Here is a 15,153-nt window from a genome sequence, read left to right as displayed (position 1 = left end):
ATGTCGATAGACAACAGTCGTTTATTGTTATGACAAAGTTTCGATTGATACTAGATATAGACCCTTACTTTCCTATCGCTACCTCTTTTACAATCATTACGCAAGTATGTGTTTTTCATTAAGACTAAGGTTTAGAGGAAAAAAAACTCTCAAAACATGTTGTGAAATTGCGTCTAAAAAAAGCCCCAGAAATATTCTGGGACTTCGGATTGAAGATAACCAACAAACGAGCACTAATGTACTCGATTGGTTTTTCTTCTTTTTATATTTTAAGGAATTTACGAATAGATAAGATACTTCCTACCATCCCAATAATAATCCCAATTGCTAAGGCTGTAATCGTTACGATTCCTACCATTTGACCTACAGGTAACAATGAATAATACGTTGATGCTAATGATGGCATCACAAATTTATAGACCTGATAGTAAACTGCCCATGTGAGTCCAATCGGAATAATTGCTCCGAGGAAACCAATCCATGCACCTTCTAATAAAAATGGCCATCTGATAAAGCCGTTTGTTGCACCTACAAGTTTTTGTATTTCTACTTCTGTTCGACGAGAGTATATCGCAATCTTAATTGTGTTAGAAATTAAGAACATCGCTGTTAATAATAAAGCTGCAATTAAGAAAACACCAATATAGCGCACCCATTTCACAACATCAAACACTTTTCCAACTGTTTTTGCATTATAAGAAACTGAGTCAACATTTTTGACGTTTTCAGCAGCTTTCGCTACCTGATCAACATCTGATGGTGTTTTAGCTTCAACGACATACACATCGTGTAAAGGATTTGATTGTTCAAATAGCTCAAAACTATCGCCATAAGCTTTAACCATTTTCTTTAATTCATTTTCTTTTGATGAGTAAGTGACGTTGGCCACTCCATTTAAATTTTGTAAATCCTTTTCAATCTGTTGTTTATCTGTTTTATTTGCAGACAAATCAACATTTGCATTAATTTTCACATTATCTTCAACATCGGATGCTAACTTGTTGACGTTCAACATTGTAATCATGAAGAAACCAACTAAAACGAGTGTAACAGTTACAGCACTAATTGCTGCAAAAGTCATCAACCCATTACGATGAAGACTTTTAAAACTCTCTCTAAAATGACGTCCCATTGTTCTAGGCTTCAAAATCATACACCCCTTCCGCTTCATCACGAATAATACGACCATCTTCAATAGCAATAAGACGGTGTTTTAGCGTATTAACGATTTCTCTATTGTGCGTTGCCATAACAATCGTTGTTCCTTGACGATTAATTTCTTCTAAAATATTTAAAATTTCCCATGAAGTATCAGGGTCAAGGTTACCGGTTGGTTCATCGGCAATAATCACTTTCGGTTTATTAACAATTGAGCGTGCAATTGAAATACGTTGTTGCTCCCCACCAGAAAGTTCACTTGGTAACATACGTACCTTGTGCTTCAAGTTAACTAAATCTAAGACTTCCATAACACGTGTTTTGATTGTTTCTTTATCACTTTCAACAACTTCCATCGCGAAGGCAATATTATCAAAGACAGTGAGTGTTGGTAGCAATTTAAAATCTTGGAAGACTACACCAATCCCACGACGTAAGTATGGTACTTCTCTATTTTTCATTTTAATTAAATCATAATCATTCACGTTAATTTGTCCGGAAGTTGCTTGTTCTTCACGGTATATTAATTTAATAAAGGTCGATTTCCCTGCGCCACTTGGACCAACGATATAAACAAATTCTCCTTGTTTAATTTCGATGTCAAAACCATTTGCAGCGGAAATCCCATTACTGTATTTTTTATAAACATTTTCCATTTTTATCATAGTGATGGTCTCCTACTTCCCTGTACTTTTTTTACAACTTTATTAGTATAACATGGATTATTTGCAGTTTAACTTCATTCCTATTACAATGCGATGTCATTTGCATTTCGAGCACGAGTAAATCCTAATCCTTGCACTTCTGACGCATCCATCACAATCACAAATGCCTGAGGATCAATGCCCATTACATAATCATTCACGCGCTGAAATTCAGGCGTTGGTATAATAATCATCAACACACCATTATTAACTTGCGAATAACCACCCTGAGCATCCAAACGTGTCACGCCTAATTTTAATTGGTTGATTAAACCGTCACGAATTTCTGCTTCTTTGCGCGATATAACCATCACATTTTTAGCTGTTTTTTGCTTGATACCTAACTGTACGATATCGATCACTTTGATGGTGACATAAAGTGCAATTAGCGCAATCAGTCCTTTTTCAACACTAAAAATAAGCATTGAACTGATAACAACTAGCCCATCAATCACAGCGACTGATTTACCTAAAGATATTTTGGCGAAGCGATGGAGTATCATTGCAATCAAATCCGTTCCACCTGTTGAGGCATTTCCTAAAAAAACAATGCCCAATCCTAATCCGACTAACAATCCACCAAAAATGGCGCCAACAAGTGTGTTATGTGTTAAGGCTGGCAATCCCTCCGTCAATAGAAAGAACAACGGTAACAATGCGGTGCCTAAAAAAGTTTTAGCTGCAAAGCCTTTACCTAGTACTAACCAACCGATTAAAAAAAACGTCCCATTTAACGCCCATAAAATGTAAGCTGGCTTCCAATCTGTTAAGGCACTTACAACAATACTGACCCCGCTAAAACCGCCTGATGCAATTTGATTGGGAAGTAAAAAGCCATTAAAACCGATGGCAATTACAAATGAACCTAGTATAACAAATAACGCTTCAACAATATATTTTGGCACATGGCGTTCAATTGCTCCCACGGTCAAATCCCCCTACATGATTTTAATTTGCAAAACCTAAACGTAAATATGCATCGATAAATAAATCAATGTCCCCATCCATTACAGCTTGTACATTACCTGTTTCAGCATTTGTACGATGATCTTTCACCATCGAATAAGGATGGAACACGTATGAACGAATTTGGCTACCCCAACCAATTTCTTTTTGTTCACCACGAATTTCAGCAAGTTGTTGTGCTTTTTCTTCTTCTTGTTTTTGAGCGATTTTCGCTTTCAACATACTCATTGCATGATCGCGGTTTTTAAGTTGTGACCGTTCTGATTGTGACGCTGTCACTAAACCTGTCGGAATATGTGTCAATCGTACCGCCGAATCAGTTTTATTAATATGTTGACCCCCAGCTCCTGATGCACGATAGGTATCTACTCGTAAATCTTCTGGACGTATTTCAATTGCTGCTTCATCTGTTAATTCTGGCATAACATCACAAGATACAAATGACGTGTGTCGACGGCCAGCTGAATCAAACGGCGAGATACGAACCAGACGATGAATACCTTTTTCAGATTTCATATAACCATAAGCGTTTTCACCTTTGATTAATAAGGTAACACTTTTAACGCCCGCTTCATCACCTGCTTGATAATCCAGTGTTTGTACGCTGAATTTATGTTTTTCAGCCCAACGTGTATACATGCGCAATAGCATATCACACCAATCTTGTGACTCCGTACCACCTGCGCCAGGATGTAATTCTAACAACACATTATTACGATCATACGTACCATCTAACAATTGACTCAATTCATAATCAGCAATCGTTTTTTGATAAGCCTTTAATTCTGTTTCCAAATCAGCCAATAGTTCTTCATCAGGCTCTTCTTTAAGCATTTCGTACATCGTTTCTAATTCTTCTTGTGTTTCATCAATTTGATGGAACACTTCATATTGTGCCTTTAAGCTATTTGATTCATTAATCTTACTTTGTGCGGTTTCTTGGTTATCCCAAAATCCTGGTTCTGACATCACTTCATCAATTTCTTGAATACGCGCTTCAAGCTCTTCTAAGTCAAAGTGACCCCCTAAATTGTGTGACTTGTTCGCGTGATTTTTCCAATGCATTTCTAATTTCTGCTAATTCCATTGTCCATTCCCCTTTATTGTTAGTTACTTTAAAAAAGACGTGCTCAGCACATGAATGCCCTTAGCACGTTCTTTTTAAATATTGCGTTCGTTTACTCGCCACGACCATGACAGTTTTTATATTTCTTACCACTGCCGCATGGACATTCATCATTACGACCAATATGTTGGTCTTTACGTGTTGGCATTTTTTTAACTTCTTTACTTGATGATTGTTCGCCTGAAACAGCATTTCCTTTAGCAACTTGTTTACGCTCAAGGTTTTGGCGAATCTCAGCTTTCATTACGTAACGCGTAACGTCATCATCAACACTTTCAACCATTGCTGTAAACATACGGTAACCTTCTGCTTGATACTCTTGTAAAGGATTGATTTGACCATACGCTCGTAAGTTAATTCCTTCACGTAAATGATCCATCGCATCAATATGATCTGTCCATTTAGTATCAACAACACGTAACATGACCACTTTTTCAAACTCAAGCCATTGTTCTGCATCTAACAATGCACGCTTAACATCATATTCTTTTTGTACAATATCCCAAATATAAGTTTCAATTTCCTCTGGGTCTTTGCCTTGCAATTCTGCTTCTGTTACATCAGTTTCATTCAGTAAGTTAGCTTCAATGAACTCAACAATATTTTTTAATTTATATTCTTCTCGTTCAAGACCTGATGTGTAATCAGCAACAAGGTTAGAAACCACACGCTCGATCATACCTAAAATAATATCATCAAGACTATCTTCTGTTGTGATAACTTCATAACGTTGACCATAAATAACTTCACGTTGTTGACGTAAAACATCATCGTATTGCAGGACTTGTTTACGTGAGTCAAAGTTATTCCCTTCAACACGTGTTTGTGCTGATTCAACCGCACGACTTAGCATTTTACTTTGGATTGCTTCGTCTTCAGCCATAAAACGATCCATCATTCGTTTAACGTTATCAGATGAGAAACGTTTCATTAATTCATCTTCCATTGAAAGATAAAATTGTGTTGCACCTGGGTCACCTTGACGACCGGCACGACCACGCAACTGATTATCAATACGACGAGACTCATGACGCTCTGTACCAATAACGGCCAAGCCACCAACTTCAACAACACCTTCGCCTAGTTTAATATCGGTACCACGACCAGCCATGTTAGTTGCAATTGTTACTGCGCCTTTTTCACCGGCATTAATAATAATATCCGCTTCACGCTCATGCTGTTTTGCGTTTAAGACATTGTGAGGGATACCTTTACGCGTTAATTTATCTGAGATTAATTCAGAAGTTTCAATCGCTACTGTACCTACAAGTACAGGCTGCCCATTTTTATGACGCGTTGCAATATCTTCAGCAACTGCCTCAAATTTAGCTTTAATTGATCCGTAAATTAAATCAGCGTGATCTTCACGTTGAATTGGTTTATTTGTTGGAATCTGAATAACACGCATGTTATAAATATCCGTTAATTCTTCCTCTTCTGTTTTAGCTGTACCTGTCATACCTGACAATTTAGCATACATACGGAAGTAGTTTTGGAACGTAATTGTTGCCATTGTTTTTGATTCACTTTTAATTGCAACGCCTTCTTTAGCTTCTAAGGATTGGTGCAAGCCATCAGAGAAACGGCGCCCTTCCATGATACGACCCGTAAATTGATCAACGATTAACACTTCGCCATCTTGAACAACGTAGTCAACATCTTTATGCATTGTCACTTCCGCTTTAAGCGCTTGTGCAATGTAATGTAAAGTCGCTGCATTTGATAAATCAAAGATATTATCAACTTGGAAGTATTTTTCAGCCTTATCCATTCCGTCTTCATTCAATGAAACAGATTTTGTTTTCAAGTCATAGATATAGCTATCTTCTGTTAACGTTTTTGCAAAAGCTGATGCTCGCGTATAACCTAATGTTGATTTCTCAGCTTCACCTGAAATGATTAACGGTGTACGTGCCTCATCAATTAGAATCGAGTCAACCTCATCAATAACAGCAAACGAAAGTGGACGTTGTACCATTTGCTCTTTATAAACAACCATGTTGTCACGCAAATAATCAAAGCCGAGTTCATTATTTGTTGAATAAGTAACATCACACGCATATTGTGCTCTTTTTTCATCCGTTGATAATGCATTGATGTTGATACCCACTGTTAAACCAAGGAATTCAAACAATTCACCCATCTCTTTAGCATCACGACTAACAAGATACTCATTGACAGTAACAACATGAACGCCTTTACCTGATAACGCATTTAAATAAACAGGTAATGTTGAAGTTAATGTTTTACCTTCCCCTGTTTTCATTTCTGCGATATTACCTTCATGTAAAACTACGCCACCCATTATTTGAACGCGGAATGGGTACATACCTAATACACGTCTTGCACCTTCACGAGCCACTGCAAATGCCTCGGGTAATAATTGATCTAATGTTTCACCTGCTTGAAAACGCGCTTGTAACGCGGGTGTTTTAGCTTTAAGTTCTTCATCACTTAAAGCTGACATTTCATCTGCAAAGGCTTCAACTAAATCTGCTTTTTTTTCTAAATGTCGCTCATCTTTTTTACCTGACTCAAATAATCTTTTTAATAGTCCAGCCATTATGTCTCTCCTCTTTATTAGTGCCCCTCAAATTGGGCATCAAATAGTAATATATATTGCTTATAATAACACTTCTTAGCTATAGTACACAAATATTTAATGTATCACTCTTCTACTTTAAGCGCTTTTTCCATGAACATTCATAACTTATACTTATTTTCAGAAGCACCTCAAAACACCTGATTGAAACGGCATACATTTCATCACTCTTACTATACTTGGAGAATATACCAACGGTTGCACTTTTAATTGTTATCCGATTAAGTCTCGTGATAAAACGATACTATTGCTCCCGCATTTACTCCAGACTTCCATAGTGGTGCTGAGATAGTATCCACAACGAATAAATGAAAGTGCGCGTACTCATTGTTTTCTAGCACTGCAAACTAACACAACTGAAAATTTCTAGTCTGGAAAGCATTTTTTATAAATTCCAATTTATCATTGTGCTGAGCAGTTTGAAGGTGCTTTTAGTAGCAATCCCGAATGAATAAGTTGTAACGACCTAGATTAACATCCACTTTTCATTTTTCGAACTGTTCAGATTGAATAGAAATGCTGAGATAGTAGACGCAACGAGCGAATGAAGGTGCGCGTACTCATTGTACGCAATCCCGAATGAATAAGTTGCAACGACCTAGATTAGCGTTTCTATTCAATCTGACGTAAAAAGACCTTTCAATCGCTGTGTTAGCAATGAAAGGTCTAAGTTGTTTAGCAATCGCTTGACATGTTCCTTCAATACATCCAACAAACTATCGCCTTAATAAGTTCGTCTATTCCGTTTCGATAAGGCCAAACTTGCCATCACGACGTTTATAAACAATATTTGTTGTTTCTGAATCAGCATCATTATAGATGAAAAAGTCATGACCTAACATGTTCATTTGTAGGACAGCTTCTTCACTGTTCATTGGTTTCAATTGAAATTGTTTTGTTCTTACAATATCAAAATCCGCTTCGTGTTCATCCGTAGGAGGTACTGTTTCTGTTTTTACAGATTCGCTTCCTTTACGTGAACGGCGGTGAATTTTTGTTTTATGTTTTCGAATTTGACGCTCTAATTTATCAGATACTAAATCAATGCTTGCATATAAATCTTCGCTCGCTTCTTCGGCACGTAACACCAAACGAGGTAAAGGAATAGTGACTTCAACTTTTGCTGTTTTATCAGAATATGTTTTCATCTTTACATTCACATTAGCTTCGGGAATGTCATCAAAATAACGTTCTAATTTAGAAATTTTCTTTTCAACATAACCTCGGATAGCGTCTGTGACCTCAAAATTTTCAGCACGGATATTATAATTCAACATAATAATTCCTCCTTAAAATACAAGCCAGATAAGTACTGATAGCTATTGATTAGCTATACTTATCCTTACACTTATACTACCTTGTTTCGTTAAATTATGCAAATATTTAAACACTTCATTTATAGACTATTATTCATCATTTTTTGACACGAAAAAGAACGCATGCACCAATAACTTCTATCCCTTGTTTCAATAAACAGCGTTGGGCTCGATAGAGGGTTGCACCTGTCGTACAAACATCATCAAACAGCAAGGCTTGCGTTCGGGAACACGTTCGAATACATTCGAATTCATCCGTTGCTGTCAAACGATTTATTCTCGTTTTTCGTGCTTGTCGTTTTGCTGAATTTGTCATCAGTATCGGTTCATAACTCATTTTCGTTTCATTTAAAAGCGCTTCTGTTTGATTAAAAAAACGCTTACTCCTTTCAGCTTGAGGAATTGGTACGATAACTGCTTTACTTTTGTGCAGCTGCAATAACTGACGGACTTCCTTTCGAAAGCAGCCAGCAAGTAACCAATCTTCTTGATACTTAAATTGAGTCATAAAAGATTGAGCTGTTTCATCATACTCGTACAGACTATGAATTTTAAGTTGTAAACCACTTTGCTTCATTAAAAATCGCTCGTTCCTTTTAATCAATGGCGTTTCTGACTGCGCCTCCCATTTTTTAAAGCGTATCCGACATTTTTTACAGATTGCTGTTGTTTTAAAAAATAATGTCCAGGATACAGTTTCACTGGAACCTCCACACAATAAACAATCATCCATCTGAGGCTGCCTCATGGTTATGTTTTTTTATTTCTTTGATCATACTATTCAAAGCTGCCGTTTTGCCCGCATGAAAACAGATAACTGCTCCTGTAGGAAAGTTTTTTGATCGACCAACACGACCTGCAATTTGTATTAATACAGCTAAATTATAAAGACGATGATGTGCATTCATAATCACCACATCAATATCCGTAAAATTAACACCACGTTCTAAAATAGTAGTGGTCACTAAAAGACGTAGCTTTCTAGTTCGAAATGCTTCAATTTTTTGTTCACGTTCCTTATCTTCAGCACTAACACCTGCAACATTAATGTCCACCGTCTCTTTTAACATAGTGACCAATGATGAAATCCAGCTGATTTCTGGGACAAAAATAAGAACGTGTCGCTTCTCATGCTTTAGCAACCACTTTTTCAGTTTATCGGGTATTATCCCACGCATTAAACATTTTGCACCTTGTACATCTAACCTAAGACGTGGCACAACCAAAGCATATCCGTGATATCGTTTGTTCAGATGAGCATACGGTAAAATGCCAGTACGCATCTCCTGCTTTTGTGTTTTCGTGGGCGTGGCACTAAGCAACACGCTGCTACCCGTTTTCTTCAGCGCACGTTTTGTACCATACTGAAGCTGCAAACTGGAAACATAAGGAAACGCATCAACTTCATCAATAATGATTAAATCGAAGGCACAGTAAAAACGCCACATTTGTGGCGCTGTGGCAATGACTAATTGTTCATCTTTATAAACTGCTTCGCTCGTTTGGTGCAATGTCACCTGCTGCGTTCGACTAAATACTTTTTTTAGCCGCTTAGAAACATCTATGCAAGCTGCCCGCCGTGGACTTATAAAGGCAACTTGGCCACCGTTTTGTAAAAAGAAAGCGATGGTTTCATATAAAATTTCTGTTTTACCTGCACCTGTAACTGCCCAAATAAAATACCGTTCACAGCCTTTTTCTACTGCTTCTTTCAAGTGGTTACTTATAACTGATTGTTCTGGTGTGAGACATCCCTCCCATTCAAGCAAGTTAACGTCAGTACCTTTACGCTGTAACGGCGGCTGCCATATATATTTTTGACATGTATTTGCCGATCCAACAGCTAAACATGACCGACAATAATAATAAGGTTCCGACACGCCATGCGTCACCTGAATAATTTCTTTGTTTGTATCACTTCCACATCGCCAACACTGTTCCTTTTCAAATGTCGGAAACGTTTGCCATCCTTCAAGGACCTCGCAGTTTATTGGAACCAAGTGCAACTGCCCTTTACTCTTCATTTTTAATCACCTCCATCTTCCCACTATTCTTGTCCCTTGGATTTTCTCCCTGTTAAAACACAAAAAACGTATTTGCGAGCGTTAAACACCTCACAAATACGTTTATAATTTAATAAAAATAGTATAATAGCAAATCGATTATTTAATTGTCCAAACAATAGCGAGTGCACCTGGGCCTAAATGCGTTCCCAAAACAGGACCGAACTCACTAACGTCCCATTCTACTTCTGGGTACTTCACAATCATTTCATTATAGATAGCTTTTGCCTTCGTTTCTACATCCGAATGTAATACGGTTGCACGCAGCTGCTTATCATTCTTGTAAACTTCAGCAAACAACACTTCAACTCGAGCAATCGCTTTTTTCTGTGTTCTAATTTTTTCAAACATTACTAAGCTTTTATCCACAAAACGAATGACTGGCTTGATTTTCAACATGCTTCCAACTAATGCTGTTGCGCTAGACATCCGTCCGCCTCTTGCCAAGTGGTTCAAGTCATCAACAATAATATAAGCATCCATCGCATCAATCATCTGTTCGATTTTCGCGAGAATGGCTGTGATTGGCTGGTCTTGAGCAATCATGCGCCCTGCTTCTTCAACAAGATAAGCTTGTGGTCGGCTACTGTAATTGGAATCAATCACATGAATATCAACATCTTTCACTTCTTGTGCCATTGCATGAGCTGTTTGATACGTACCACTAATTTTTTCAGATAATGTTAAAACAATAATGGCATCGTGTGTTTTCGCTAAGCGTTCGTAAAGTGATAACCATTCGCCTGGCGAAGGTTGAGAACTTGTTGGTAACGCGTCACTTTCTTTTAAAAGCTGATAAAACTCTTTATTCGTTAAATCTTCTTGCTCTCGATAAGACTTCCCATCAATCGTTATGGTTAACGGTACGGTATGAATCGCGTACTTTTCAATGACTGCTTGATCAAGCGTTGCAGTCGTATCAGATACAAGTGCTATTTTCATCTCTTTCTCTCCTTTAACTAATCCCCACCCAGTTGTTGCGAATACCTTTCAAAACAGCCTGTGTTCGATCAGCAACATCTAATTTTTTCAAGATACTGCTGACATGATTTTTCACAGTTTTTTCACTGATATAAAGGTCCACACCAATATCACGATTATTTTTCCCAGCTGCCAATAATTGTAACACTTCACACTCTCGATGTGTCAAAATATGCAACGGATACTGAACATCTGAAGCCGATAAACTCCCTAAACTAATACTATCATTTGAACTTTTTGATAGTAGCAAAAGTAAACGTTTACTTATTTTAGGATGAATATACGCATTATCATTACTCAATTCTTTTACAGCAGCAATAAACTCTTGGCTGTCCATATCTTTAAGTAGGAATCCTACCACACCTTTTTGAATCGCTGCTGCAATTTCTTGATTGGTAACAAAATCAGATAATAACGCAACTTGCGTTTCTTCTTTATCACTCATATAAATTAACATTTCATTTAAAATAGTATTTTTTTCAGAATTACCATCCACAAAAACGATTTGCGGTTTATACTCTTCGTACTCAGCAATGATTGAATCAGATAGAGTCGTTACATGAACAACTTGTAGGTCATCATCTCCATTTAAAATATGTCGTAATCCTTCTCGGTATAACTGGTGATCATCTATAATCATTATTGTTGTCTGCATTTACCCTCATCCTCAAGTTGTGTTTTTTAACCATAAAAAATAAAATACTCAGTCATGATTCTTTTAGCCCATAAAAACCGTTTATATATTTTCTATTATAAGTAAATTTGACCTAACAAACAAACTTTATTTACTTTTCAAATAGTACCTATTAATATCAATTTGGCATAGATAATGCACACCAAACCAATGGGTATTGAATAATAATTCATTACTTTAAACTATTAAACAATTCAAAACGTTATAAATAAAAGACTTCCTTTCTAAAAACAAACTGTGATAGCTAACATCCATACAAAAAAATGAATAAAAAAAACATTATCTCTTTCTAAGAATAAGTTCAGCAGCTCTAAAAAAGAAATAAAAAAAACAATTTTCACACAATATACGATAGATATTTGAATGGTTTCTCAATAAGCTCTATAATAAATAGTAAGATGTTAAGCTTCATCAAACAAAAGTACCATCTCACTCAGCTATAAAAAAATATCACCAAAGTAAAAGTGAGCCTGTTTTTGTATTCATTTAATTTTTAAACGACGGTGATTTAAGATTTACAAATAACTTTTAAATTTCAAAAGAGAGGTTTTCCCCATGCTAGATACATATTTAACTGTAAAAACTAACGGAAGTCATGAAATAATTATTCAAAAATCTCGTTTCATTACTCACGTAAAACGAACAGTTGACGAAGCTGATGCACAGCACTTTATTCAGAGCATAAAAAAGGCGCACTACCAAGCGTCACACAACTGCTCAGCCTATCTTATTGGAGATAGAGACCAGTTTCAAAAAGCAAATGATGACGGTGAGCCAAGTGGCACTGCTGGCGTGCCGATGCTTGAAGTTCTAAAAAAACGTCAATTGAAAAATGTGACCGTTGTTGTAACGCGCTATTTTGGTGGTACCAAACTCGGTGCAGGCGGTTTAGTACGTGCTTATGGCAGTGCTGTCAGCGAGACACTCAATACAATTGGAATTGTTCGCTGTGAATTAATGACAATTGTAACGTGTGCTGTCGCCTACCCGCTATTGCCGATTCTCGAAAATCTATTACAAAAAAAAGCATTAGGCATACAAAAGATAGACTACAGTGAAAATGTATCACTTTCTATTTATGTCAAACATTCCGAAGTAAGTGAGATTTCAGATTGGTTGATAAATGTAACAAACGGGACTGCTAATATAACGATTGGCGATGTTTTATACCAAGAGCACGTGGTGCCATGCTAAAAAGTTCTTCGACTTTTAAACGCGCTCTTGATAGCTCGCGTTTAACACTTACACCACTCACGATGATTGACGCTGTTGATTTGCTCTCATTATGGTCTGAAGCTGAAACCATGCATTATCTACACGTTAAACCGCTTGACGATTTAAGTACTGTTCAAGATATGGTGAAAATGCTTGAAGACGATCGTTTCGCAATACGTTATGCCATTCGATTGAAAGCTAACGGCTCACTAATTGGTACCGTTGGCATTAATGATTGGACACCTAAAGGGATTGAAATTGGTTATGAACTACATGCGATGTATCGTCGTCAAGGTTTTATGCGCGAAGTTTTTTTATGTCTACTGCCTTTTATTTGGTCATTAACTGATGACTCTATTTACGCAAAAGTAGATAGCGCCAATATGCCTTCAAAAGAATTGCTGCGTTCGTTTAACTTTGAGCAACAATTTCAAAGTTGGGAATTTAATGTTGAACTTGATAAAAATATCCATATTTCTTATTTTATTTTGCAAAAAAAGAATTTTCTTACCTAATTTTAATCTAAACTAGCTATATTTACACATTTGTTTTATGTATAATGAAATAATGATGTCATTCTGTTCAGTTTTTCAAAATATGAACTATATAAAAAAGGGGTTTTCTAAATGTCCGATTTGCGACAGAATAAGCACAAAAAATTTCGTCGAAGAAGAATTATTCTTTTCTCGATTATGATTCCAATAATGCTTATAATTATGGTTGTTTCAGTCTATGCAACTTATCTTTATTCAAAAGGCGAAAATGCGTTTGATAAGGCATTCTCTTCAATACGTGACGGTAAAGGTTCTGATTTACGTACTAAAAACGTCGTAGCAGCTAAAGATAATATGTCATTTCTTATCATCGGAGTTGATGATAGCGATGTTCGTAACTTTAAAGGTAATGCTCGCTCAGATGCTTTATTATATGGAACTTTAAACATAAAAACACATGCACTCACATTACTTAGTATTCCGCGTGACTCCTATGTTCTTGTACCAGGCACAGAAAACAGCACTGAACAATGGACAAAAATTGCCCATGCTCATGCATACGGCGGACCTGAACTCAGTGTTAAAACTGTCGAAAACACGTTACAACTACCCGTTGATAAATACGTGCGTTTCAACTTCACATCTTTCTTAGAGATTGTCGATGCTTTAGGCGGTATTGAAGTTGATGTACCTGTATCCTTTACTGAGCAAGATTCAAAGGATAAAGCGGGCGCAATCACACTGAAAAAAGGACTACAAGAACTAAATGGTGAGCAAGCATTAGCTCTTGCTCGAACACGTCATATTGATAACGATATCGAACGTGGTAAACGACAACAACTTGTTATTGAAGCCATTATCAAAAAAGCGTTACAAATGGGATCTATTTCAAAATACGGTTCGATCATTGATACAGTTGGAAATAACATGAAAACTGATATGGATTTCGAAACGATGATGTCACTTGCAAAATATGCCATCAACAATAAAGACGATTTCAAAGTTAAATCACTCAACTTAAAAGGTGCAGATTCAACAATTGATAATATTTACTACTACCGATTAGACAATGAAGAGCTACATAAAACTGCTAATACTTTAGCGAAGGAATTGGATTTTGATCTACCCTTCCCAGATGCAACGAACACTACAGGCGACGAAGTAACAACTGACACTGGAATCGGAACTGAAACACCAGCAGTTACTCCTTAAATAAAAGCTTGTTGTAAAATAGTATTTTTATTTCAAAAATCAATAAAACAAAAATAAACAGCTACCTTTGGGTAGCTGTTTATTTGTTGTTATCATTACGAATTGCTGTTATCGTTGCGAATTTATTCGCTCACGAGAACAGTATGGGTGCTAATATCGTTGCGAATTTATTCGCTTTACGAGAGTAGTATGGGACGCAGCGACAGCGAGTACCAAACCTTCAAGCAATTGAGTACCACTCCTTATGTTGATTCCTTAAGAGTACCTATCCTTATTAAAGATAAACTACAAAGAATCAATTCATAGAAATTGTTGAAACGATTTAGCATAAAATCAAATATAAATATAACTAAAAATAACTACTTAAAGATAAAATCTAATTATTTTTTTAGTTATAAAGTTTAAATTAAACAGAATTATCAGTTTACTTAGCGCGTAATAGATGCTAGTATATAACTAGTAATAGAAATGAACTTCTATTACATTAAATAACCTCTCAATACCTCTCCTAATTATAAAACTAGACCTCTATACATGTAGACTCACTTATGATGCTTGGATTCAATTAATACTATCGCATATAGAAAAAATTACATTTGAAAATTTTATGGACTTTTTGGAG

13 protein-coding genes are annotated in these 15,153 nt (G+C 36.4%); 3 read left to right on the top strand and 10 right to left on the bottom strand.

Annotated elements, in window-relative coordinates; all coding sequences use genetic code 11:
• Positions 1-262: 262 nt before the first annotated feature.
• The 10 genes from ftsX to V6S17_RS01150 form a co-directional block, all read right to left on the bottom strand.
• Positions 263-1,147 (bottom strand): permease-like cell division protein FtsX, encoded by an 885-nt coding sequence (gene ftsX, locus V6S17_RS01195; protein ID WP_029090851.1) that lies wholly within the window; start codon positions 1,145-1,147, stop codon positions 263-265.
• A complete protein-coding gene (ftsE, locus tag V6S17_RS01190) occupies positions 1,137-1,823 on the bottom strand; it encodes a cell division ATP-binding protein FtsE (RefSeq protein ID WP_029090852.1) in 687 nt (228 codons plus the stop codon). Before ftsE ends, ftsX begins: the two co-directional genes overlap by 11 nt.
• Positions 1,824-1,906: 83 nt before the next feature.
• A complete protein-coding gene (locus tag V6S17_RS01185) occupies positions 1,907-2,788 on the bottom strand; it encodes a YitT family protein (RefSeq protein WP_029090853.1) in 882 nt (293 codons plus the stop codon).
• A 22-nt stretch (positions 2,789-2,810) separates the two neighbouring features.
• Positions 2,811-3,915 (bottom strand): peptide chain release factor 2 gene (prfB, locus tag V6S17_RS01180; protein ID WP_096879627.1). Its coding sequence is split into 2 segments (ribosomal slippage): positions 2,811-3,842 and positions 3,844-3,915, totalling 1,104 coding nucleotides; the frame shifts between segments, so codons are not numbered across the junction.
• Between the two features lie 91 nt (positions 3,916-4,006).
• The gene (secA, locus tag V6S17_RS01175) at positions 4,007-6,517 is read right to left on the bottom strand and encodes a preprotein translocase subunit SecA (RefSeq protein ID WP_029090855.1); all 2,511 of its coding nucleotides are present in this window, start codon (positions 6,515-6,517) and stop codon (positions 4,007-4,009) included.
• 776 nt (positions 6,518-7,293) lie between these two features.
• The gene (gene hpf / locus V6S17_RS01170; RefSeq protein WP_029090856.1) at positions 7,294-7,833 is read right to left on the bottom strand and encodes a ribosome hibernation-promoting factor, HPF/YfiA family; all 540 of its coding nucleotides are present in this window, start codon (positions 7,831-7,833) and stop codon (positions 7,294-7,296) included.
• Between the two features lie 136 nt (positions 7,834-7,969).
• Entirely contained in the window at positions 7,970-8,449 is a 480-nt protein-coding gene (locus V6S17_RS01165; RefSeq protein ID WP_141690170.1) for a ComF family protein, read from the bottom strand.
• Between the two features lie 148 nt (positions 8,450-8,597).
• The gene (locus V6S17_RS01160; protein WP_051457150.1) at positions 8,598-9,896 is read right to left on the bottom strand and encodes a DEAD/DEAH box helicase; all 1,299 of its coding nucleotides are present in this window, start codon (positions 9,894-9,896) and stop codon (positions 8,598-8,600) included.
• A 138-nt stretch (positions 9,897-10,034) separates the two neighbouring features.
• Positions 10,035-10,877, bottom strand: a complete 843-nt coding sequence (locus V6S17_RS01155) for a DegV family protein (protein ID WP_029090858.1) — start codon at positions 10,875-10,877, stop codon at positions 10,035-10,037.
• A gap of 13 nt (positions 10,878-10,890) precedes the next feature.
• Entirely contained in the window at positions 10,891-11,571 is a 681-nt protein-coding gene (locus V6S17_RS01150) for a response regulator transcription factor (RefSeq protein WP_029090859.1), read from the bottom strand.
• 594 nt (positions 11,572-12,165) lie between these two features.
• Between V6S17_RS01150 and V6S17_RS01145 the strand changes: the two genes are divergently transcribed.
• The 3 genes from V6S17_RS01145 to V6S17_RS01135 all read left to right on the top strand — a co-directional run bounded on the left by V6S17_RS01145 (position 12,166) and on the right by V6S17_RS01135 (position 14,531).
• The gene (locus tag V6S17_RS01145) at positions 12,166-12,804 is read left to right on the top strand and encodes a YigZ family protein (protein WP_029090860.1); all 639 of its coding nucleotides are present in this window, start codon (positions 12,166-12,168) and stop codon (positions 12,802-12,804) included.
• Positions 12,798-13,340, top strand: a complete 543-nt coding sequence (locus V6S17_RS01140) for a GNAT family N-acetyltransferase (RefSeq protein WP_051535944.1) — start codon at positions 12,798-12,800, stop codon at positions 13,338-13,340. The genes V6S17_RS01145 and V6S17_RS01140 overlap by 7 nt, the downstream gene beginning before the upstream one ends.
• 111 nt (positions 13,341-13,451) lie before the next feature.
• Positions 13,452-14,531, top strand: a complete 1,080-nt coding sequence (locus tag V6S17_RS01135) for an LCP family protein (RefSeq protein ID WP_051457149.1) — start codon at positions 13,452-13,454, stop codon at positions 14,529-14,531.
• Positions 14,532-15,153 lie beyond the last annotated feature (622 nt).

Origin of the sequence: Brochothrix thermosphacta DSM 20171 = FSL F6-1036 (assembly GCF_036884295.1) — a bacterium.
Taxonomy (GTDB): domain Bacteria; phylum Bacillota; class Bacilli; order Lactobacillales; family Listeriaceae; genus Brochothrix; species Brochothrix thermosphacta.
The sequence above is the reverse complement of the archived record's forward strand: the minus strand, read 5'-3'. Positions and strand labels throughout refer to the sequence as shown.